This is a genomic window from Methylococcus sp. ANG, from assembly GCF_040730495.1.
Classification (GTDB): Bacteria; Pseudomonadota; Gammaproteobacteria; order Methylococcales; family Methylococcaceae; genus Methylococcus.
Map to the genome: position 1 here is coordinate 3,895,184 of NZ_CP160399.1, position 24,754 is coordinate 3,919,937.

Below are 24,754 nucleotides of genomic sequence, written 5' to 3' on the forward strand. Positions count from 1 at the left end.
GGGAAACGAGCATGACGACCCGCGAACCTGCAACCCGCAAAGCAAATCTTCCGCCGACCGACATCAGCCTCAAGCCGCTGGCTTCGTCCATCCGCACCGTGCTGGCCGGCGCCTTCCTGGCGGGCGGGGCCGCGCAGGCCGGAAGCCTGCCGGTACCCGCCGGCGTCTTCGTATCGAGCGGCAGCGCCAACCAGTCGATCGCCGGCAACATGATGACGATCAACCAGCACTCCGACCGCGCCATCCTGAACTGGAAGAGCTTCAACATCGGCGCGGAAAACACCGTGCAGTTCAAGCAGCCGTCGGCCTCGTCCATCGCCCTCAACCGCATCTACCAGAACGATCCCAGCCGCATCTTCGGCAAGCTCTCCGCCAACGGCCAGGTTTACCTGCTCAACCAGAACGGATTTCTGTTCGGCAAGGGCTCGCAAGTCGACGTCAACACCCTCCTGGTCAGTACGCTGAACATCACCGACGACACCTTCCAGCGGGGCATCACCAAGGTCGTCGACCAGGACGGACGCGCGGCGCTGGTGGGTGACGGCAAGGTTTACCGGCTCGACGAACAGGGCAATTTCGTCCTCGACGAGAAGGGAAACCGCACCAAGATCGGCATCGAATTCGCCGAAGGCTCCTCCGTCAAGACCGCCAAATCCGGCCGTATCATCGCCGCCGGCCCTTCCGTGGTGAACAAGGGCGACCTCTCCGCGCCGGACGGCCAGATTCTCCTCATCGCCGCCACCGACAAGGTCTATCTGCAGGAAGCCGGCAAGGATTCCAACCTGCGCGGGCTCCTCGTCGAAGTCGGAACCGGCGGCGAAGTCGCCAACATCGGCAAGGCGCTGGCGGAGCGCGGCAACGTGACGCTGATGGGCTTCGCGGTGAACCAGCAGGGCCGGGTGTCGGCGACCACCTCGGTGCGGGTCAACGGCTCGGTGCGGCTCCTGGCGCGGGAAGGCGCCAGCGTGCGCCGCGAGGGCGACGCCTGGCTGCTGCAGGCGAACCGCACCAAGCGCACGGCCGAACTGGACGACGGCCTGGGCACCAAGGCCACGGTGAACCTGAAAGGCGGTAGCAAGACCTCGGCGAATCCGGACCTGAACGACCAGGCCACCGCCGTGGACGGCCAGTCGCAGGACGCTTCCTGGGTGGAGGTCATGGGGCACCAGGTCCGGATCGGGAACGGCGCGCAACTGGTCTCCCGCTCCGGCAAGGTGACGGTGACGGCGACCGAAAACCCCGCCAACCCCGGCCTCGACAACGTCAAGAACGACGCCCGCATCCATGTCGACAAGGGTGCGAGGATCGACGTGTCGGGCATCAAGGACGTGGGCGTGGCGATGGAGCGCAACGTGGTGACGGTCGAACTCCGCAGCAACGAACTGCGCGACTCGCCCCTGCAGCGCGATGGCGTGCTTTACGCGCAGAAGATACGGGTCGACATCCGCAAGGGCACGCCGATCGCCGACATCTCCGGCGAGCTGGAGCGCATCGCCCGCACCGTGGCCGAACGCAGCACCATCGGCGGTACGCTCAAGCTGGCATCGGAAGGCGACGCCATCCTGCGGCGCGGCGCGCTGCTGGACTTTTCCGGCGGATCGGTGGCCTACCGCTCCGGCTACATCGACACCACCCAGCTGCTGACACCGGACGGCAAGACGGTGGACATCGGCAGCGCCGACCCGAACCAGACCTATGCCGGCATCTTCGGCCAGGTCTCCCAGAAATTCAAAGCCTGGAACATCACCAAGACCTGGGACGTCATCGGTCCCAGGAACCTGGGACGCTACGAACAGGGCTACGTGGAAGGCAAGGCCGCTGGCAAGCTCGACATCAAGGCGGCGGCGCTGGCGCTGGAAGCCGAGATGCGCGGCGCCTCGACCGCCGGTCTCCATCAGCGCGAAGCGGGAACCCAGCCCGCCGGCGGCACCCTGAAGATCGACCTCGCGCGCAGCCCCGACAGCACCCAATCCGTGATTTTCGGCGGAGCTTCGGCGGCTCTCGGCGTCGGCAAGGACGAGCCGTTTCCCCAGGACCCCGGGAAAACCGGCCAGCCGGCCGCCCTGGTCCTGTCCGGCGACAAGCTGCGCAACTCCGGCATCATGTATGCCGACATCAAGACCAACGGCAAGGTCGCCATCCGCTCCGGCGAGAACCTCACCATGACCGACAGCGGCAGCCTGGCGCTCAGCGGCGGTGAAATCAAGGTCGACGGCATGATCACGGCCCACGCCGGCCAAGTCGGTTTCTCGACCCAGCTCACCAGCGCCACCCAGGGGAAGCTGTCCGGCGCCATCGAGCTGGGCTCCGGCGCCGCCATCGACGTCAGCGGCCAGTGGATCAACGACCGTCCGGCGGACGCCACCGGCAACAGCGGGCAGGACCGCAGCCGCGTGCTGGTGAACGGCGGAACCGTTTCGATGAAGGCCGAAGGCGACGTCAGTCTCGCCGCAGGCAGCCGCATCGACGTCAGCGGCGGCGCGCGGCGCACCGGCGACAACGGCTTCAACGCCGGCGATGCCGGGAGCATCAGACTGGAAGCCGCGGCGGTCGACGGCTCGGACCTCAAGCTGAAAGGCACGCTCGAAGGCTATGCCTTCGCCGGCGGCAAGGGCGGGTCGCTGAGCCTCGTCTCCGACCAGGTGGTCCTGGGCAGGGCCGCGGACGCCGACATCGCCAATGGCGCCGACCCGCTCGTCCTCAACCCGGATTTCTTCGGCCAGGGCGGGTTCGCGCATTATTCCGTGGGTTCCAACAAGAGCGGGGTCACCGTCACCGATGGCACCGAGATCCGGCTCAGCGTCAAGAACCGGGTCCTCGATCCGGATGCCGTCCGCCGCGTCAGCGGCTCGAATTTCCTAAACTTCGCCCAAGTCAAGCTGCTGTCGGAGTTTTCGCGCCAGGCCGGCGAACTCGATCTGGTGCTGGCCCAGAAAGTCGGGCAGGGCGGAAAAGACGCGGCGGTGCGCATCGGGGAGGGGGCGGTGATCCGTACCGATGCGGGCGGCAGGATCTCGCTGCAATCGGACTCCAGCGTGTTCATGAACGGGGCGCTCGAAGCCGCCGGCGGCGACGTGGCGATGACCGTCACGCCGCCCGCCGGCACCGACCCCGGCTTCAAGGCGGACCAGGGCATCTGGATCGGTTCCGGCGCGCGGGTGGACGTGTCCGGCACGGCACTGCTCTACAGCGACCGGCCGGACCACGTGACCGGCAAGGTGCTGAACGGCGGAACCATTACCCTGCACGCCGACCGCGGCTTCGTCGTGGCGGACGAGGGCTCGGAACTCGACGTTTCGGGGACGCAGGGACGCCTGGACGTGCCTGTCAGGGGACCGAACGGCGCCATCTCCCAGGAACGCCGGCAGATCGCCTCCTCCGGCGGCAACATCGGGATCCGCGCCGCCGAGGGCATCCAGCTCTACGGCAAGCTGGAAGGACGGGCCGGAGCCGGAACCGGCGCCGCGGGCGGCGGGCTGTCGCTGGAACTCAATCCCAACACCCGCGCCGAGCCTGACGAAATCGGGCTGGGCCAGACGCCCTTCCCCAAGGTTCCCAGCGTGATATCGCTGGCCCAGTCGGGACCCGGCGGGACGGCGACGGTCCAGGGCGAGGCGGTGGCGTCCAACCGCTACGGCCAGGCGGTGCTGAGCGCGGGCCAAGTGGAACGCGGCGGCTTCGGCGAGCTGACGCTGCGCACGCCGAGCCGCATCGAACTGGCCAGCGGCGTCAACCTGCACACCGAGCGCAGCATCGTGCTCGACGCGCCGGTGCTGGTCTTCGCGCCCGCCGCCGGAGCCACTGCCGGCAAGGTGTCGCTCGACTCCGCCCATGTCGCGCTCGGTTCGACGCAGACCCGGCCGGGCAACGCGGCCCCGACCGCCGGCAACGGCAGCCTGCAAGTCAACGCCGGACTGATCGACCTGGTCGGCACCACCGCGCTCCAGGGCTTCGACGGCGCCGACCTGAAAAGCTCCGGCGACCTGCGCCTGATCGGCGTGCGCACGACCCAGCAGCAGCGGGACTTCCTGGGCGAGTTCCTGGCGGCCGGCGATCTCACCCTGACCGCGGACCAGGTCTATCCCTCGACCCTGAGCGAATTCCGGATCGCCGTGAGAGGGACGACCGACGGAACGCTCACGATCAAGCCGGGCGATTCGAACGGCGGAACGGTGCTCTCCGCCGGCGGCAAGCTGACGTTGGAAGCCCCGAACATCGTCCAGGGCGGCACCGTGAAGGCGCCGCTCGGCGAGCTGAACTTCCAGGTCTCCAAGCGCCTCGAGCTGGCCGCGGGCAGCGTCACCTCCAATTCGGCCAAGGGTGCGATCATTCCTTTCGGCCGCGCCCAGGGCGGGCTGGACTGGATCTACCCGCTGGGCGACCAGAACCTCGTCTTTACCGCGCCGCCGGAAAAGAAACTGGTGCTCGACGGTCCGAAGGTCGACATCGCCGACGGCTCGGTGATCGACACCCGGGGCGGCGGCGACCTGTTCGCCTTCGAATTCGTGCCGGGGCCGGGTGGTTCGTACGATCTGCTCGACCCCGCGAGCAAAGGCTATCAGGAAGCCTACGCCATCCTGCCTTCCTTCAAGGGCACGACGGCCCCCTACGATCCGCTGGAATCCGCGAACTCCGGCCTGAAGGTCGGAGACAGCGTCTATCTCTCCGGCGGCGGTGGACTCAAGGCCGGCTACTATGTCCTCCTGCCGGCCCATTACGCGCTCCTCCCCGGCGCCTATCTGGTGACGCCCGACAAGAACGCCACCGACATCGTGCCGGGTCTCAACCTGCAACGCGCCGACGGCGCCCCGATCGTCGCCGGGTACCGGACCGTTTCCGGCACGGGCATACGCGATGCGCTCTGGAGCGGCTTCGCGGTGGAACCCGGAAGCGCCGCCCGGACCCGCGCCGAATACTCGACCTACGGCGCCAACGACTTCTTCTCCGCCAAGGCGGCCAAGAACGAGGCCGCCGTGCCCTATCTTCCGCGCGACGCGGGCGCCATGCTCATCTCGGCGGAAACGGCGTTGGGCCTGGACGGCCGGGTGTCGGCCAAGGCCGGCGCGAAAGGCCGTGGCGGACGCCTCGACATCGACGCCGCCAACATCGCCATCGTCTCCGAGGGCAAGGCCGGACAGACGACGGGCAACACCATCAAGCTGGTCGCGGAGAAGCTCAACGGCCTGGGCGTAGCCAGCATCGCGATCGGCGGCGTGCGCAGCGGCGAAGACGGCGCCGTCACGGTCGACACCCACGCCTCGAACATCTCCCTGGAGCAGAACGCCAGGCTCAAAGGCGCCGAATTCATCCTCACCGCCAAGGACAACATCACCCTCGCGAAAGGTTCCGGCATCACCGCCGAAGGCTCCTCCAAGGGCACCGGCACGCCGGAGGTCTACAAGCTCGGCGGCGACGCCGCCTTCCTGCGGGTATCGTCTTCCGACCAGGCCGACCTCCAGCGCAACGGCGTCTCGGGGCGCACCGGCTCGATCAGCATCGGCTCGGGCGCGACCCTGGCCACGTCGAATTCCATGATCGTCGATGCCACGGCGGACATGGACCTTTCCGGCAAGCTCCTGGCCCAGGGCGGATCGGTGTCGCTGGGCGCCAGCCGGATCGGCCTGGGCGCCGACGCCAGCTTCCAGAACGGCCTGGCACTGAGCCAGGCGGCGCTGAACGCCCTCCAGGCGAACGAGCTGCGCCTGAACAGCGGCAGCGACATCAGCCTGTTCGGCGCGGTCGAACTGGCATCGCAGCGCGTCGTCCTGCGCTCGGGCGGGCTCCTGGGATTCGACAACGCCGGCCAGACCGCCAGCATCAAAGCCGGCGACATCCGCCTGGAGAATCCGCTCGATGCGAAGACCAGCCAAACCGGCAACGGCACCGGCACCCTCTCGCTGGTCGCCGACACCATCGAACTGGGCGAAGGCGCCTACGCGCTCAAGGGCTATTCCAACGTGAATCTCGAAGCCGGCAAGGCGATCGTCGGCTCGGGTTCGGGCACGCTGACCGCATCGGCCGACCTCGACTTCAACACCGCCGTCGTCACCGGCGACCGCGGGGCGGACACACGGATCGACGCCACCGGCCACGCGGTCGGCATCCGGTCCTCCGGCCCCGCTCAAGCCGCGGCCGACGCGCTGGGCGCCCAGTTGTCGATCACCGCGGACAGCATCCGGAACACCGGAACGATTTCGCTCAAGTCCGGCGTCGTCAAGCTCGATGCGCTCAAAGGCGACGTGGTCCTCGCCGCAGGCTCGAACATCGACGTTTCCGGCCGGAAAGTGAGCATCGGCAACGCCAGCATCGCGACCGCCGGCGGCGCGGTGGAACTCTCCAGCCGGATCGGCAACGTCGCGCTGGAATCCGGCGCCAGGCTCGCGCTCAACGGAAGCAAGGGCGGCGAGCTGGTGGTGTCCGCGGCAGCGGGCGGATTCCGGTTCGAAGGCGGCGTCGACGCCCAGGGCGCGGAACGCGGCGGCCGTTTCGCTCTCGACGTCCGTGCCCTGGAGAACGATGGCGACGTGGGCGGGATGGCCGGCAAGCTCGCATCGGCCGGATTCAGCGACGGCGTCAGCCTCAGGACGCGCATCGGAGACCTGCATCTGAATGCGGTCGACACCGTGGCGGCGCGCACGGTCGAACTCGCGGCCGACCAGGGTTCCGTCCGGATAGACGGCAGCCTGAAGGCCCAAGGCGACGACGCCAGGCTGGATCTCAAGGCCGGCAGCGGCCTGACCCTGGCGGCTGGCGCCGACCTGGAAGCGCACGGCAGCGCCGAACAGGGCGGCCGGATCGCGCTGGAATCCCTGGGCCAAGGGCCGCAGGGCGGGATTACGGTGGCATCGGGCGCCCGCATCGACGTGAGGGCCACCGACGGCTCCGCCAACGGTACCCTGAATCTGCGCGCGCTGCGCACCGATCAGGACGTCGCCGTCGCCGGAGACCTCGGATCGTCCGTGACCGGCGCCGCCGAGACCACCGTGGAAGCGGTCCGCATCTACGATCACAGCGGCTCCATCGGCAGTACCGACATCGCCGCCTGGAAAACGGACACCGATGCCTACATGACCAACGCCGGCGCCATCGAAACCCGCCTGGGACTGCCGGGCGGCCTCAGGGCAGGCCTGGAAATCCGCAGCAGCGGCGACCTGACCCTGGGATCGGTGGGCTGGGATCTGGTCGACTGGCGCTATGACGGCCGTCCGGGCGTCTTGACCCTGAAAGCCGGAGGCAAGCTCTCGATCGACGGCAAGCTCAGCGACGGCTTCCGCGACGAACCGAACGGCATCGACGTCTCGGGCCTGCTCGGCCCCGGCGCAACAGTCGCGGTCAAGGACATGCTGCAGACCGGCTCGTCCTGGAGCTACCGGCTGCAGGCCGGTACCGACGTGGTGGTCGGCGCCGACGTGGCGGTGCGGACCGGCACCGGCGACATCGACGTCGACGCCGGACGGGACGTGATCCTGACCAATGCCGGCTCGTCCGTCTACACGGCGGGCCGTCCGACCGACAGCCAGCGCTACGGCAATTTCAAGAACGGCTTCGTGGCCTTCCAGTTCTACGGCGAATATCCCGTGGACGGCGGAGACATCAACATCAGTGCCGGCCGCGATGTGATCGGGGCCCGGACCGGCCAGTTCTTCGACGGCTGGCTGGTGCGGACCGGCAACTGGACGGAAGGCACGAGCCACCTGGGCGAGACGCCGACGGCCTGGGCCGTGGCGATCGGCGGACCGGTCGGCACCTCGGCGCAGCAGGGGAGCTTCCAGCAGAACGTCGGCGCGCTCGGCGGCGGCAACATCACGGTCGACGCCGGCCGGGACGTGTCCGACCTTTCGGCGGTCATCGCCACCAACGGCAAGCAGGTCGGCACCCCGTCCAAGCCGGACGTTCCGTCGGATACCGGGTTCAACACCAACGAAGTGGAGATTTCCGGCGGCGGGAACCTGACCGTCAGCGCCGGCGGCGATGTCCTGGGCGGAACCTTTTACACCGGCAAGGGTGTCGGCGACATCAGCGCCAGGGGGTCGATCAAGGCTTCCACGGGTGGGCTGGGGCCAGTCCTCGCGCTGGGGGACTCCCGGTTCAGCCTGAGCGCAGGACAGGACATCGAATTGGGCGCAGCCATCAACCCCACCGTGATCAACAGCACCAGCGCCCGCAACTTCTTCTTCACCTATTCCGACCGGAGCGGCATCGCGCTCGAATCGCTCGCCGGAGACGTCCGGATCCAGAACAATATCCCGGGCATGGTCAGCGCCGTGAACAAACTGCGCAGTGCCAAGAACCAGCTCAGCTTCCCCGGCGCTTCGCTGAGCGCGCTCAGCGTATACCCGGCGTCTCTCGACGTCGCCGCGCTGCAGGGCGACGTCGTGCTGGAACGGAGCTTCACCACCTATCCCGCCGCCAAGGCGAGCTTCACCCTCCTGGCGGGCGGAAACATCGGAACCGGTTCAGTGGGGGACAACGTCAACGTCACCCAGTCGGACGCCGACCCCTCCCTGTTGCCGGGGATCGCCAATCCCGCCCGAAGCTGGGAGGACGCCTCGCAACGGCTGCAGCCCTTCGGCGCCTCGAACCTGATCCACGCGCAGGTTCCGGTCCATCGGGGCGACTCGGAGGCGGCAAGGATATACGCGAAAGGCAACATCGCCTCGGTCGATCCCCTCCTCCTCGTCCTGCCCAAGGCGGTGGACGTCATGGCGGGCCGCGACCTGTTCGACGTCAGCCTGCACGTACAGCATCCCGACTATGCGATGTCCACCGTTACCGCCGGCCGGGACATCCGTTTCACCTCTCCGCGCAACGCGCAGGGCAACCTGGTGAACCTGACCCGTGAAGTCCGGCTGTCGGGCCCTGGCCAGCTCTGGGTCAGCGCGGGAAGGAACATCGACCTGGGCGCTTCGGAGGGCATCTACACCATCGGCAATACCGAAAACAACGCCCTGGCCGACAACGGCGCCTCGGTTTCGGTCATGGCCGGCCTGAACGGCAACACGGCGCGCTTCGACAAGTTCGCGGAGAAATACGATCCCACCTCGAGCCGGTACCGGAAACTCCTGCTTGGCTACATGCGCCGGCGGACAGGCAACGCCGGGCTCGATTACGCCGGTGCCGCCGAGGCCTACCAAGCCTTGCCGGGCGATCAGCGGCGCGAACTCCTGCTGGCGATCCTGTTCGACGAAATCCGGGGCTCCGCCGCCCAGGCGGCCAAGACCGGGCGCAGATCCGACTACGACCGCGGCTTCGCTGCCATCGATACGCTGTTCCCGAACGACGGCGACACCAAGTACAAAGGCAATCTCAGCCTGTTCTTCAGCAAGATCCACACGGTCGACGGCGGAGACATCAATCTTCTCGTCCCCGGCGGCGGCGTGAATGCGGGCCTCGCGGTCGCCTTCGCCGGATCGAAGGCCGCCAGCGATCTCGGCATCGTCGCCCAGCGGCAAGGCGCCGTGAACGCCCTGGTGAACGGCAATTTCATGGTCAACCAGTCGCGCGTGTTCGCCATGGACGGGGGCGACATCACCATCTGGTCGTCCAACGGCAACATCGACGCCGGCCGGGGCGCCAAGTCGGCCATCGCCGCCCCGCCGCCGCGGATCACCTTCGACGAGCGCGGCAACCTGCAGGTCGAATTCCCGCCAGTGGTGTCGGGCAGCGGCATCCGCACCGCCGCCAGCACGGCCCCCCTGCCGGGCGACGTCTTCCTCGCCGCGCCGCGGGGCGTGGTCGATGCCGGCGAAGCTGGCATCGGCGGCACCAACGTCGCCATCGCGGCGACGGCCGTGCTCGGCGCCAGCAACATTCAGGTCGGCGGCACCGCGACGGGCGTCCCCAGCGGCAACGTCAGCGTTCCCGTGGTTCCCGCAGGGGCGGCCGCCGCCGCAGGTGCGGCCACGCAGGCGGCCATGCAGTCCACGGTGTCCGACAGCGAGGAGAAATCGGAACCGAAGGTTGCCGATTCCAGCAGCCTCAATCCCCTCAAGGTCGAACTGCTGGGATTCGGAGAATGTTCGACGAGCGACATCAAGAACGGCTCGCCCGGCTGCACCTGACCGGAGCGGGCCGTTCCCGGCCGCCGCTCGCTGACGGGCGACGATAAGCCGTCCGGGGGGATACATGGCACGTTTCCAGGTTCGGTTGGGGGAGGGGGGCTCCGGGGGGATTTTTTTTAGGAAAAGGTCAAGTCCCCGTAAATCCTCTTTGACACGTGGAGCCGAAGCGTCACCATTTCATGCGGAGCCCGACTGACCAGCCCAGCCCCTGGGAAGCGAATCGCAGCGACGTGTTTACCTTCCAGGCCCGCCCCACATCCCCACAACGCGCCGCGTACCCGTTCAACCCCCCCCTTTTTTTGCTGGGAACGCGGCCATCCTGGCCGCTTTTTCAGCGGGTGGGACACCCACGCTCCCAGGGGACTGAACGGCTACCGCGCCGCCTCTGTCTCCGAGACGCATATCGCCACGCCCCCTTGTTTCCACCTTCGATAGAGCCAAGACTCCGACAAAACACCGGGCCTTTGCAAGGGGCGTCGCACTACCCACTTCACTTCACTCGACTTCCGATCGCCCCCTCACAGTTGCTGGCACTCGTCTGTTCAGCGCGTCGCGGCGTGACGGACAAGGATCTTCCCCGTTCACCGACCGGCAAGGTTTTGGCTCGTATTGAACCATCATTTCTGGTTCATATACCCCGCTATCGGATAGCGGGAACTCCGTCAACCCAAGAAAACCTATAATCCACTACTGGCACTGAACCTGCTTGATCTAGCTTGCGAACCGCCAACCATGGATCTCCATGAACTCCATGGAGCAGCATGCGCAGACTCTCATCAGTATTTCTGTCACCGACAAGAGGACTTCCCGTGAAAAAAGCAGGTCACATTGCCCTTATTCTCTTAAGCGCCAGCCTTTTCATAACAGAGGATGTTCAGGCTCATGAGGCGCGTTGCCTTGCAAGTGCCGCCCATAACGACCCCTGTTATTACCTGATCCTCGTGGGATTCACCCATGAACCCGCGCTCGCCAATGAGATGAATGGACTCGATGTGTGGATCAAAAAGAACGTTGGCACACCGACCACGCTGGATATCACAAAGACCATTCCGGATTTTGACGATGACACAAATAATGGCGGCGCCAAATATGTTCCGGTCGACGTCATGAAAGAGGACACCATCATGAATGTCATGATTCACGTCCTGCGCCTTAGAAAACAAGTCCATATAAATAGTGAATCGGATAAGAACGTCATTAGCGCCACCATGCTGAAACCATATTACGGGTACACCATGATGGGGCCACTGGTCCAAAGCATGGACCCTATATTCAATTACAAATATTCGGCACGCTTCATGACAGGGCCGACCGGCCCGAAGATCGGCGCATCTTCCGAAGTCCAAGGCGTTGGTACCTACGGATTCCACATCATGGCGATGATCAATGACGAAATGTATGACGAAATGTTTGTATGCGGTGAAGGGACCACCAACCCTACGAGGGATGCATTCTCCTGCGTTGGCGCGCCCCAAAAACTAAAATGATTGCCTGTGTGGATCAGTGAAGCAAATGAGAGTGAAAACTGGCTAGCTATTACCTATCTGTATACAAGCCTGACGGCTGTGATCATGGCTTACCTCAATCTTGGGTAACGATATTTTCTTACCCGTTCAACAAGGCAAGGTCGATATAGCTCAGGCAACCCTTTCCAACGAATTCAGCAGCCCAGTGGTTTCGCCCACGTGATACCTCCCTGACGTTATCTTCTCGAGAGAAAGAAGACGGTTAAATACCAGGATATCATTTCCTAAAGTCGACCCAATTTTTTAAGCAAACTCTATGCGAGATGGGTGGCTAATCGGATCTAATAATGACGAAAGCGCCTTCAAAAATGATCACCAAGGCTCACGTATATCTCTTCTTAATATCCATGTTAATGTATGGCTGTCAGCAGTCTGAGACTGGCGTGCACCATGAAAATCCGAGATATGAGGCAACCACTCCATTTCGCAAAGACGTTTCAATCAGAAAGGAATATGTATGTCAGATACATGGAATCAGACATATTGAGGTGCGCGCCATGGAGAAAGGCTATTTGCAGAATATATATGTTGATGAAGGGCAGATGGTGCATCAAGGCCAGCCAATGTTCAAAATCATGCCGAATATATATCAGGCGGAGCTTATGAAGGCGCAGGCCGAAGCCAATATCATGAATATCGAATACACGAATACCAAGGGTTTGGCTGACCAGAATATCGTATCCAAGAATGAACTCGCTTTAGCCAAAGCAAAATTAGATAAGGCTAATGCGGAGGTAAAGCTGGCGGAGACCCATCTCAGCTTCACAGATATAAAAGCGCCATTCAACGGGATTATGGATCATCTCTTGGTCAGAAATGGCAGTCTTTTAGATGAAGGGGCTTTATTAACTACCCTTTCTGACATCAGCAAACTATGGGTCTATTTCAACGTGCCGGAATCCGAATATCTTGAATATAAGACTAAAAAAAATGATGACCAGACTTATTCAAAAGTGAGACTGAAGATGGCAAATGGTGCGATATTCGATCAGGAAGGTACGATAGAAACGATAGAGGCGGATTTCGACAATACTGCAGGCAATATCGAATTCAGGGCCACATTCCCGAATCCGGACGGCACCCTTCGGCACGGCCAAACCGGAACCATCATCATGAGAAAGCCCTACAAAAATGCTTTACTCATTCCGCAAAAGGCCACGTTTGAAGTCATGGATAAGATGTTTGTCTACGTAATTGACAACAATGGAACACTTGAGCAGAGACTGATCACGATTGACGCCGAGATACCGTATTTCTTTCTGGTAAAGGAAGGCGTCAAAGATGACGACAAGATCTTGATCGAAGGTTTGCGTAAAGTACATCCAGGTGATCATGTAGACGTCACTGTGATTCCGAAGGAGAAGCTACAGTCGAATCTGCAGCTGCATGCTGAATAATCAGGCATCTTACTCAAACATGTTTAGTACTTTTATAAATAGACCGGTGATGGCAATCTCGCTATCACTTTTGATTGTCTTCATGGGATTTTTGTCTATCAAATCATTGCCGGTATCGCAGTTTCCAGATATTGCGCCTCCACGCGTAACCGTTTCTCTTTCATTCCCTGGTGCCAGTGCAGACGTGTTGGTGCAGTCGTCCATCATCACCATCGAGCGTGCGATCAATGGTGTTCCCGGGATGAAATACATGGTCTCCGCCTCGACGAGCGCAGGAGAAGCTACGATCCAGATTTTATTCGATCTGGGAGTCGATCCTCTGCAAGCCATGATCGACGTCAAGACTCGGTTGGATACAACCATGAGCCGCCTTCCACAACTGGTTACGCTCGAAGGTGTATGGGTGCAGCGTGTACAGCCTAGTATGCTCATGTATATCAATCTATTCAGCAAGGATAAGAACGCCGATCAAAAATTCTTGTTCAATTACGCATTTGTCAATGTTATTCCTGAGATTCAACGTGTAAATGGGATTGCGCAGGCAAGAATATTGGGCAGCCGCCAATATGCCATGCGAGTATGGCTCAATCCGGAGCGGATGAGGGCCTATAAGGTATCAACCGAGGAGGTAATGAAGGCAATCGGCGAGCAGAGCATTATTGGTCGGCCGGGCAGATTGGGGCAGAGCACCGGAGTTACTGCGCAGTCCAAGGAATATGTTTTGGTGTATCAGGGGAGATACAATAAGCCTGAGCAGTATGAGGATATCATTATACGCGCCAATTCAGAAGGAGAGATCTTGCGCCTTAAGGATATTGCGACCGTCGATCTGAATAGTGAGTTTTACAATATATATTCGGATAAGGACGGACTCCCTTCTGCGTCGATTGTACTCAATCAAAACTACGGCACCAACGCGAGCAAGGTGATCGAGGGTGTAAAGGAGAAGTTGAAAGAACTGAAGGACGCTTTTCCTGAGGGTATGGATTACGAAATTAATTACGACGTATCCAGATTTCTAGATGCATCTATCCACAAGGTCCTTCATACATTGATGGAAGCCTTCATACTGGTTGCACTGGTTACGTTCATTTTCCTGGGAGACTGGCGCTCCACGTTAATCCCCATCCTCTCGATCCCCGTTTCCTTGATTGGTACGTTCGCTGTCATGCAGGCTTTCGGACTATCGATCAATCTGATCACTTTATTTGCCTTGGTACTCGCCATCGGTATTGTCGTCGACGACGCCATCGTGGTGGTGGAAGCCGTACATGCAAAGATGGAAGCGGAGCATCTCTCTCCATATGAAGCATCCAAGAAAGTGCTGGGTGAAATCGGGGGTGCCATCATCGCAATCACACTGATCATGATTTCGGTCTTCGTGCCGATTTCATTCATGAGCGGCCCTGTGGGGGTGTTTTATCGGCAATTCGGCATCACGATGGCGTCCTCGATCCTGATTTCTGCCCTAGTCGCGTTGTCGCTTGCTCCAGTGCTTTGCGCCATGATTTTGAAAAATATGCATGGACAGACAAAAAGGAGAACCCCGGTCAGCATCTTCATCGATGCGTTCAATTATTACTTCGAGAAGGCGACAGGACGATACGTCAAGATTCTGGATATGATTGTCACTCGACGAATCGTAACCATTTTGGCTTTTTTCGCTTTCTCCTTCGGAATCTATGGGATCAACCTAACCTTGCCGGCAGGTTTCATTCCCGGTGAAGATCAAGGAATGATATACGCCATAATTCAAACTCCGCCTGGATCGACGATTGAGACCACTAACAAGGTAGCTCGGGAACTTGAGGAAATAGCTAAGGGTATCGAGGGCGTGCAATCCGTTTCATCACTTGCCGGCTATGAGGTTCTCACCGAAGGTCGTGGTTCAAATGCGGGCACTTGTATTATCAACCTCAAAGATTGGTCTGAGCGCAAGAACTCCGTACAAGATGTTGTCAAGGAACTTGAGGAAAAATCCAAGGATTTTGGAGCGATTATCGAGTTCTTCGAGCCCCCTGCGGTCCCCGGTTATGGGGCCGCATCAGGTTTGGCGTTACGTTTGCTGGACAAGTCAGAGAATATAGACTACCAGCAATTTGACAAAATCACTCAAGATTTCCTGTCGGAATTGAGAAAGCGCAGGGAGTTAACAGGCCTTTTTACGTTCTATGCGGCCAATTTCCCGCAGTATGAGCTAGTAATCGACAATAAGCTCGCAATGCAGAAGCATGTCTCAATTTCCAAAGCGATGGAAAACCTGGATATCATGATTGGAAGCACCTACGAGCAAGGCTTCATCCGTTTCAATAACTTTTTCAAGGTTTATGCGCAGGCGCTCCCGGAATTCCGGAGGTATCCATCAGACATTCTCAACTATTTTGTCAAGAATGATGAAGGGGAAATGGTGCCTTACTCGTCATTCATGACGATGAAAAAGACGCAAGGGCCGAATGAAATTACCCGTTACAATCTTTACAATTCCGCAGTTATACGAGCGGTGCCAGCCGATGGATATACATCAGGCGACGCTATCGAGGCGGTCAAGAAAGTTGCGGCAGCCACGCTAAGACGTGGTTATGACATTGCCTGGGAGGGTTTATCGTTCGACGAAGCCGCCCGTGGTAGCGAAGCAATCATTGTGTTTCTCGTCGTCATTGTATTCGTCTATCTGGTTTTGGCAGGCCAGTACGAAAGCTTCCTCTTGCCCCTGGCAGTGTTATGTTCTTTGCCTGCAGGTATCTTTGGCTCCTATTTCTTATTGAAAGTACTTGGACTAGCCAACGATGTCTATTCGCAAATCGCGTTGATAATGCTGATTGGCTTGTTGGGAAAGAACGCCGTCCTCATTGTCGAATTCGCTGTTCAGCGGCATACCCAAGGATTATCCGTCAAGGAGGCCGCAATCGAAGGAGCGAAGGCGCGCTTCCGCCCCATCCTCATGACATCGTTCGCCTTTATCGCAGGATTGATACCATTGGTCATCGCCACGGGCGCGGGCGCGGTCGGTAACCGTACCATCGGTACGGCTTCGATGGGTGGCATGCTCTTCGGGACGGTAATAGGTGTCGTCCTCATCCCGGGACTTTATTACCTATTCGGCAAAATTATCGATGGTAAATCACTGATCAGGAACGAAGAAAGCGATCCTTTTACGGAAACCTATCACTATACCAAGGATAACCATAATGACTAGGGTGATGCATTGTTTGTCAATCACCATGGTATTATTGACGTTGCAAGCTTGCGGTATTCCTGATATGACAACCCGGACGGCAGATATCCACCTGCCGAATCAATTCAAGCTTGAGCTTGCCGAAAAAACCAACTCATCAAATATCAAGTGGAAAGATTTCTTTGAGGATCGGAATCTGTTGAATCTGTTGGAAATCGCTGTCGCCAACAACAAGGAAATCAATATCATGATGCAGAGGATCAGTGCCGCCGAAAACGAGATACAGGCGCGGCGAGGTTCGTACCTGCCATTCATTAGAACCGGAGCAGCTGCAGGAGGAGAAAAACCCGGCGATTATACCTTCAACGGCGCGGTTGAACGTAATCTTCCTCTTGCAGGAAATCCGTTTCCAACTTTTGTTGGCGACTATCAGTTTGGGCTGACATCGACCTGGGAAATCGACATCTGGAGAAAGCTTAGGAACGCTACCGAGGTGGCCATGCTGGAGTATATGGCTACGGTGGAGGGGAGGAATTTCCTGATAACGAACCTTGTGGCGGAAGTTGCGCAGTCCTACTACGAACTGGTTACTCTGGATAACCAGTTGGAAAATCTCGAGCAGAACATTGCGATCCAGCAGAATGCGTTACAGATCGTCAGGGAGCTTCAGAAATTTGCAAGAGCAGATACTCTCGCTATCAAGCGTTATGAAGCGGAAGTAGCAAAAAACCAAAGCAGGAGGTACGAGATCAAGCAGGAGATCACTGTTGTAGAAAATCGGATCAATTACTTGTTAGGTCGGACTCCAGAGCCGATCAAGCGAACGTCCTCCGGTTTCCTGGAACTTAATCCAAAGATTCTCAATACCGGCATACCATCACAACTGCTCCAGAACAGACCTGACATCAGAAAGGCTGAGCTGGAGTTGGCTGCGGCCAAGCTGAATATTGAAGTGGCCAGAGCGGAGTTCTTCCCTTCATTCGGCATTAGGGCCGGGGTTGGATTTGATGCATTTGCGATGAAATATCTCATCAATACACCGGAGTCATTGGCGGCCTATGTCGCTGGCGAATTGGTGGCTCCCCTGGTGAATCAAAATGCGATCATCGCTGCTTATAAGACCGCTAATGTCAAACAGGTCGAAGCCGCATTCGAATATGAAAAATCCATCATCAACGCCTACGTTGAGGTATTGAACCAGATCGCAAATATCGAAAATATGCGCAAAAGCTTCGATCTTAAAAAGAACCAAGTGGATCACCTGGTCAAGTCAATTGATATATCTATTCAACTCTTCATATCTGCGCGAACGCATTATCTTGACGTATTGACGACCCAGCGGGATGCTTTAGATGCTAAACGGGAGTTGATCGAAACAAAGCAAAAACAAGTGCTTGCAATGGTCGACCTTTACAAGTCACTGGGCGGGGGATGGCGATGAGTTCTCGTGTGCCGAAATCTAGCAGCTCTCCCTATTCAATCATCGAACCATTTTAACCCTGGTAGATGCGTATTAACAAAAAAGTAGCCGGGCAAGGGTTTCGGAAAGGCTGCAAAAACCCGAGAGATAATAATGCGCGCTTCTGTTGTTCTGATATTAAATGCTCTGATGACTGGTTGTGCCAGTATGAATATTGATCCAAATGACACAGCTTCTATCAATAGGGCTGTACAAATCAGACGTGATCCCTCCACTGGGTCGGTTTTCTATCAGGGGCCGATCGTCAGCCACAAAGCAGAATGGGAAGATAACCCTGAAGTCGAAGAAGTTGCTTTGTATGCTAGTAGCAATCCGCCGGATTCCATCCGCTACTTTCTAACGGTCAACGATCGCTATCAAGGTCATTGGCGTGGTTCGATCCAAGCGTCCGACGAAGAAGGCCGCGTATTTCACGCCGCGTCTTTACAACAACAGGTGGATTGCGAATTTTACTGTGAATTTCAAGACGTCATTGAAATCGAGTTGACCGAAGAGTATCTGGTTGGACATAAACATAAAGGCATTACAATGCGTCTCTATGGCCCAAATAGCTCTGTCTCTGCCCCATTCACTTTGACGTCGGCTTATATTCAAGGCTTTCTTCTAAAGATTAGCAAACCTTCGCTATCAAGTGCTCAGGTTAGCAAACCGATTCCAGCGGGCGGTATCAACGTTCCTGCTGACGACAACCAAAAAAAGCAATGATCTGGCCAAACCTATGTAATTCGTCTGCGATTGATGGACGCTTCAATAAAGAACTCAGCGAGATCAATTTTTGGTACGCCCTTAGGTAATATTTCATCCGCCACTTTTCAAATGGAACTCAATCATGCGTAGAACAAAACATTGCATCGAAACGGTAGCGCATATGTTTCACCGATATTTCATTTGGATAATCATCGGTTCCTATTTTATGGCCGCCTTGCTGCCGGAATTTGGTATCTGGATTCGGGAAGTTAAACTTGGCAGCATCACCTTACGCCACGAACAAGTCGAGTTATCTTTGCCGCCATTGATGCTATCATTATTGTTGTTCAATGCTGGTTTAGGCATCAGAACCGAAGAATTCAAACGGCTGGCAAGCAGGCCATTGGTGCTGTTGGGTGGTCTGTGCGGTAACCTAGCCCGGATATTTCAAGAAAGTGGGCGAATCTCGCTTAACCAATTGATATAATTGGAGTTGCGCCAATAACGCTTCGTACGAAGCCTAAACGAGACCGCCCAATGAGTGATTCTATCCCGACCCAGCTCCGTTTTCCCACCGTCGCCGGCTTCACCGTCCGTGCCGACTTCGAAGGCGGCGCGGTGTCCAGCGACTTCGGCGCCCTCCTCCTGCAGGGCGTGGATCGGCAGACCGGATTGATCGCCCGTCTGGCCTCGGCCATTCAGGATCGCCGGCACCCTTCCTACATCGCCCACAGCTTGGCCGACCTCCTGCGTCAGCGCATCTTCCAGACCGCCTGCGGCTATGCCGACGGCAACGACGCCAACAGCCTGCGCCACGATCCCGTGTTCAAGCTGGCGGCCGAGCGGGCGCCGTTGGATGCCGACAACGCCCTGGCTTCCGGCCCCACCTTCTCGCGCTTGGAGAACGGAGTCTCCCGCAAGGACATCTACCGCCTGGCCCGCGCCTTCGTCGATGCCTTCATCGCCAGCTACACCACCCCGCCCGCGGTCATCGTCTTGGACATGGACCACTCCGAAGACCGCACCCACGGGCAGCAGGAACTGGCCTTCTACAATCACCACTACGGCAGCCACTGCTATCTGCCGCTGTTCTTGTTCGAGGGCCTCTCCGGCAAGTTCATCACCGCCGTGCTGCGGCCCGGCAAACGCCCCACCGGGCGCGAGAACGCCGCCATCCTCCAGCGGGTCGTGCGCCGCCTGCGCCAGGCCTGGCCGGATACCCACCTCGTCCTGCGCGGGGATGGCCATTTCGCCAACCCGGAGTTGATGGCCCTGTGCGAAGCCGATGCACGGATGGATTTCCTCTTCGGCCTGGCCGGCAACCAGGTGCTGACGCCCAAGGCCGAGCCGCTGCTTGCCAAGACGCGCGCCTTGCATGCGCAACGCTGTGATTTCGCTCGCCGCGCCGAACAGCCCGAGCCGGCGGCGACCCGTTTGTATGACGAGGTGGCCTACCAGGCCGGTTCCTGGCCCAAGGCCTATCGGGTGGTGCTCAAGGCCGAGGTCATGGGCCTGGGGGACAACCCGCGCTTCGTCGTGACCTCGCTCGCCGACCCGACGCCGGAGGCGCTGTACCGGGATCTGTACTGCGCACGCGGCCAGGACGAGAACTTCATCAAGGCGGTGAAGAACGATCTGGCCAGTGATCGCACCGCCGACCATGCCTTCCTCGCCAACCACCTGCGCCTGTTCTATGCCTGTGCCGCCTACAGCCTGATCCACAGCCTGCGGGAGCACACCCTGTGCCACACCGAACTGGCCAAGGCGCAGCCCATGACCCTCATCCTGAAGCTGTTCAAGCTGGCGGTGCGGGTGGTGCAGTACAAGGACCGGATCAAGTTGCACTTGCCGAGCGCCTGTCCGGTGAAGGCGCTGTTGCACCGGGTCACCGAGATACTCTATCTCGTCCGACCACCGGCCATGGCCTGAAGCGCGCCGTCACCCTCAACCGAGGAGGATCCGGCAGGACTCGGAGGGTTGATTGCGTCCAGTGTCTGGATTCCGGCCACCACCCCCGCGAAAAGAGGCAGGTCGAGGGGCTGCCCATGCCTCATGGGGGGCGTAGGTCAGTTCGGTGGACTGAAAAAATAGGCAGCTGGCCAAGCTATCGGGCGCAGGGGGCATTTTTATGAAACATCCGGGCTAGTCACACCGCTAGCTTTCCTCATCGGAATTAGCTTCATCATGAACTTTTGGCATAATCCGGAAGAAGTCCAACATATTCTTGTCGGTCTCGCATTGGTCGCTTCCATGCCAATTGCCGGAGCATCTACTGCATGGACGCAGAACGCTAACGGTAATCTTGTATTGAGCCTGGGTTTGATATTGTTCACAACGATACTCAGTCCGCTAACCTCACCGCTGGTTCTCCATACGGCTGGCTTTGTGACCACAGGTGATTATTCTGAAGATTTACATGAAATTGCCTCTGATGGTGTGACGACGTTTCTAGGCATTTGGGTCATCATGCCTTCCTTGCTCGGCATCTTGGTGCATCGTGTCGTATACACCCAATTCCCCGGCTTGGCAAAGGCCGTTCTCAAACTCGTAAACTATATCATCCTGTTGTTGCTAAATTATTCCAATGCATCACTAAGCCTGCCTAAAGCACTTTCTCATCCTGATATCGACTTTCTCGCCATCATGTTGACAATTGTAGCATTGCTGTGTATCGCCGGATTTTCCACCGGTTACTTAGTGGCAAAAGTTTTTCGCACAAACCGTAAAGACATGGCATCGCTGATGTTTGGTCTTGGCATGAATAATAATGGCACAGGACTGGTGCTGGTTTCAGTCGCTTTAGCCGATCACCCGCAAGTCATGTTGCCCATCATTTTTTATAATCTTGTCCAGCACCTTATCGCTTCACTCGTTAACTCAACCGTATTTCGGCTTGAAGTGAAATCCTATCAACCGACGTAGGTCGGTTATGATTCATATTTTATTTTGATTGAGTTTAGCTCTATCGGTTATTTTCCGCGCACCAAACGTTCAGCATATTGTGATATTGCCATTACCCCAGTTCTATTATGCAGCTCCGTGCTGCCGGACACACTGAGGGTGAGTGTAAATCCGGCGCTTGGGACTCGTTCCGAAGAGAGGGACTGTGCATGTGACCTTGCTTAGTATGTCCCGCGTAATCGCTTTCCAAAAAGGTTGCAAGATCAGGCGGCGGCCGCTCATGCTAATCCCACCGACCGATGATTACGAAATTGGACAAGTTTCGGCTGTCGCACCCTTGAGTGGCTGGACGATTTTGAACGAATATGGATTCAATCTTGGTAGGCGCTTGACGGTAATTCGGTGTAGCGGCAAGTTGTCGGTCGTTACTTTACCGCCCAAGCCCTCTCGCAAATATTTAACCACCGCTTCGGTGATGTCGAGCAAGCTACGGTTATCGGGAAGTGGCTGATCGGGAACGAGGTCCACTACCTGAAGGTCGTGAGTGACCATTTGGATTAAACGACCTCTACATGAGGCGCAATTATTGATGGTGGTTGGATCGTCCGCATACCAATAGCCGGCAACTTTGTATCCGTGGTTACCACTTTTACATTGCCCGCTTGCCTGATCGTAGGCGTCTGAAGCATTAACAAGCGCGCCATTGACTTTGAGGTTGGTGGCGCGTTCATCAGGCATACCGGGAACACCGAAACCGCCGCACGCATCGAGATCATAAGTTACGCCACTGTAAGCAAACATCCATCCACCTTGCCAGCGGCTGGAATCCGGATGGAATACCCCAGCGGTTGAATTCTCTACCTGAGTCTTCAGATCCCCCCCACAGGCTTTCAGGGACCTGCCGAGTTTGGCTGCTATAGGAACATAGTGATAGATATCTTCCATGGTAATGGGTTGACCGGCAGGAATGTGCGTTCCATAGCGAAATCCGCGGAGAGTCGCGGCATCGGTACCGGCAGCCCAACGCATTGCATCGGCAATCAAGTCGTGGGATGAGCCTTCGACGACGGCCGGCATATCTTCGTCCACAAAGTTGGAACGATGCAAGCTGACCTGACTGTACGCAATAACCTCATCCACCGGGTGTAATAGCGTGCTGGTATTGCCTCCCACAGTCACGCTTTGGCCCGGCACAAAGCTACCCTTGAGGAAGGGCTTGCGGACCTCGGCCACTTTGGCGACGATACCCTTATCCTCCTTGATGGCAGCGCTAATGATGTGAGGCGTCCACTTCCAATCGGCGATCTTGCCGCCCTTCACATTGAGCTGGAGTTCTCCGAGCATGGTGCCATCCTGCCCCTCCTCAAAAAGAAGCGTACTTGGCGCGCTGGTGTGACGGACGATAATGGGGCGAGTGGTCTTTTCGTGCATGTCGGAATTCAGGACCACGTCGACGCCGGAATTCACTTCAACGAGCTTGATGTCCCTGGACAGTTCCAGCTCGGAGATCATGACCAACAGGTCCACCTTCTCCCGATTACGCAGCAAGTCGACGTAGCAGGGCAACTCAGTTTCAGCATCAGTGAATTCATAGCCGGCAGTGACTTTCGGGCCTAAGGCTGCAACGGCGCGTGCCGTCGTAAACCCTAGGAGTCCCACCTTGACCTCACCGAGCCGCTTGATAGCGTAAGGGGGCAGCACGCGCTTGAGCTTGCGAATGGTTCCGTGGGCATCTTTGCCTGTAATGCCGCACTCGGTCGCATCGTCAAATTGTTTGGTGTAGTAGAGATTGGATGCCAAGGCGTTCCAGGGAGCCAGAGGCGCCTGTTCGTTCGTCCCTTTGAAAACCTCTTCAAACCGCGCGGTTCCATAGAGAAAATCCCAGTTCCCGGGGGCATGTGCGTCTAATTTGAAAAGGTTCAACACATCGATCATTGCTTGGCCGCGTGTAAACAGGGCCTCGCCTGAACCCTGCAATGTATCGCCCGTGTTGATCAGCAAAGACCTATTCACCTTCCCTTGTCTCGCCTTAGAGCGGATCTGCTGGATAAGTGTGTACATACGCGCCAAGCCGCCTTCTGTGCCACCAACAGCGTCGCTGCGCACATTCGGACGGGGCACGAGGTGACCATGAATATCACCGGTGTGGATCAAGAAAACCTGGCCGCTCCCCGCCACCGTAAGCGGCGCGAATATTGAGGCCGCCAAGCCGAGCGTAAGCGCAAATATTTCTCTTGCTGCTGGGAGGTTTAACACTTCGACTCTCCTTTAATTCTGGATGATGCACCCGCGCCCCCACGCCGTTCGCTCCAGCTACGAAGCGTCTGAGGCGGATCGAGCAGGAACATTAGCATATTATATACTTCTAATTTATTAAACAAGCGTTAAGGGAACCTTGAAGGTGCGCACAGAAGTCGAGCGAAGGGAGCGCGACGCCACCGCGAAGCGGTGGGCCCGTAGGTTTTCTCGAAATCCGTGGCCATATCGCCGGTAGCGATGAACCGTAAGGGGGGCGACCCGGGGGGGCGAGCCTTTGGGGAAGTCTCAGCAACAGCGTTTGCGCCGATTGAAGGGTTTTTGACAGGCGGCAAACCTTGAGGATATCGTGCAGGGCTTCCGCCATCCCCGGATCGGAATAGCTGAGCCATTGCTGCGTCATGGAGATGCGCAACATCGTCGCCAAGGGACGGGGAGGTCGCCCTCCGTCTTCCGAGGCTTGTGCGGCACAACGATTCATCCACAACGCCCAAGGAATCACCTGTTCGATCTCCCGGAGAAATGTTTGCCGCTTTGGTCAGCTTCGGCTTCTTCACAAATACGCCGGCGCTGAGTCCGGGTTACTTCATCGGGGAACGATCTGCCGAATATCGACTGTTGGCGTCATGTTATCGGAGGCGGCGACTTGTTCGAGGTTTCCCTAATAATAGGCGACACACGGCTCAGAGCGTTCGCAAAGGGTATTGGTAACTCATTGAGGTAAGCCCCCGGCTCTGCCGGGGGACTCACGGGGTTTGACCTATGCGGCGGTCGCCGTGAACCTGAAATCTCGACCAAGAGATATGAGGTTCACGATGAAAGAGTACCAGAGTCTTTCCCACAGGCGATGGGATTGTAAGTATCACGTGGTGTTCATCCCCAAGAGGCGGAAGAAGCAGCTTTTTGGGGCGCTGAAGCGGCATTTGGGCGAACTGTTCCATGAGCTTGCCGGGCACAAGGATTCGAAGATAGTGGAGGGTCATCTGATGGCGGACCACGTTCATATGTGCATCAGCATCCCGCCGAAGTACGCGGTGTCGAACGTGGTGGGTTACATCAAGGGTAAGAGCGCGATTCAAATTGCTCGAAAGTTTGGCGGTCGCCAAAGGAATTTCAGCGGAGAGAATTTCTGGGCCAGGGGCTACTTTGTTTCCACCGTGGGACTGGATGAAGCTATGGTTCGGGCGTATATCCGCCGGCAGGAACAGGAGGATGAGCGTTACGACCAGATGAAGCTGGGGCTGTAGGTAGCCGCCTTGGGCGGCTCCCGA

At 58.3% G+C, this 24,754-nt stretch carries 12 protein-coding genes; 10 read left to right on the forward strand and 2 right to left on the reverse strand.

Going from position 1 to position 24,754, the window contains the following annotated elements; all coding sequences use genetic code 11:
- Positions 1 to 11: 11 nt before the first annotated feature.
- From ABZN20_RS19065 to ABZN20_RS19105, 9 genes are all read left to right on the forward strand, one after another.
- Positions 12 to 10,061: a filamentous haemagglutinin family protein gene (locus ABZN20_RS19065; RefSeq protein ID WP_367026278.1), complete on the forward strand. Its 10,050-nt coding sequence runs from the start codon at positions 12 to 14 to the stop codon at positions 10,059 to 10,061.
- A gap of 809 nt (positions 10,062 to 10,870) precedes the next feature.
- Positions 10,871 to 11,548: a hypothetical protein gene (locus ABZN20_RS19070; protein ID WP_367026279.1), complete on the forward strand. Its 678-nt coding sequence runs from the start codon at positions 10,871 to 10,873 to the stop codon at positions 11,546 to 11,548.
- A gap of 326 nt (positions 11,549 to 11,874) precedes the next feature.
- Positions 11,875 to 12,984: an efflux RND transporter periplasmic adaptor subunit gene (locus ABZN20_RS19075; protein ID WP_367026280.1), complete on the forward strand. Its 1,110-nt coding sequence runs from the start codon at positions 11,875 to 11,877 to the stop codon at positions 12,982 to 12,984.
- A gap of 19 nt (positions 12,985 to 13,003) precedes the next feature.
- Positions 13,004 to 16,180: an efflux RND transporter permease subunit gene (locus tag ABZN20_RS19080; protein WP_423246453.1), complete on the forward strand. Its 3,177-nt coding sequence runs from the start codon at positions 13,004 to 13,006 to the stop codon at positions 16,178 to 16,180.
- Positions 16,173 to 17,600 carry a TolC family protein gene (locus ABZN20_RS19085; protein ID WP_367026282.1) on the forward strand — a complete coding sequence of 476 codons (1,428 nt, stop codon included), beginning with the start codon at positions 16,173 to 16,175 and terminating at the stop codon, positions 17,598 to 17,600. Before ABZN20_RS19080 ends, ABZN20_RS19085 begins: the two co-directional genes overlap by 8 nt.
- 132 nt (positions 17,601 to 17,732) lie before the next feature.
- Entirely contained in the window at positions 17,733 to 18,344 is a 612-nt protein-coding gene (locus tag ABZN20_RS19090) for a hypothetical protein (protein ID WP_367026283.1), read from the forward strand.
- Between the two features lie 124 nt (positions 18,345 to 18,468).
- On the forward strand, positions 18,469 to 18,813 hold the full coding sequence (locus ABZN20_RS19095) for a hypothetical protein (RefSeq protein ID WP_367026284.1): 345 nt from the start codon (positions 18,469 to 18,471) through the stop codon (positions 18,811 to 18,813).
- A 50-nt stretch (positions 18,814 to 18,863) separates the two neighbouring features.
- Positions 18,864 to 20,255 carry an IS1380 family transposase gene (locus ABZN20_RS19100; protein WP_367025178.1) on the forward strand — a complete coding sequence of 464 codons (1,392 nt, stop codon included), beginning with the start codon at positions 18,864 to 18,866 and terminating at the stop codon, positions 20,253 to 20,255.
- Positions 20,256 to 20,432: 177 nt separating this feature from the next.
- On the forward strand, positions 20,433 to 21,248 hold the full coding sequence (locus ABZN20_RS19105; protein ID WP_423246454.1) for a bile acid:sodium symporter family protein: 816 nt from the start codon (positions 20,433 to 20,435) through the stop codon (positions 21,246 to 21,248).
- A 282-nt stretch (positions 21,249 to 21,530) separates the two neighbouring features.
- Here the strand turns inward: ABZN20_RS19105 and ABZN20_RS19110 are convergent, their stop codons facing one another.
- Positions 21,531 to 23,483, reverse strand: a complete 1,953-nt coding sequence (locus ABZN20_RS19110; protein ID WP_367026286.1) for a bifunctional metallophosphatase/5'-nucleotidase — start codon at positions 23,481 to 23,483, stop codon at positions 21,531 to 21,533.
- Between the two features lie 109 nt (positions 23,484 to 23,592).
- Complete coding sequence (locus ABZN20_RS19115) at positions 23,593 to 23,964, reverse strand: transposase (protein WP_367027587.1); 372 nt, start codon at positions 23,962 to 23,964, stop codon at positions 23,593 to 23,595.
- Between the two features lie 334 nt (positions 23,965 to 24,298).
- On the opposite strand from ABZN20_RS19115, the gene tnpA reads away from it, so the two are divergent.
- A complete protein-coding gene (tnpA, locus tag ABZN20_RS19120; protein WP_367026287.1) occupies positions 24,299 to 24,730 on the forward strand; it encodes an IS200/IS605 family transposase in 432 nt (143 codons plus the stop codon).
- The last annotated feature ends 24 nt before the right edge of the window (positions 24,731 to 24,754 follow it).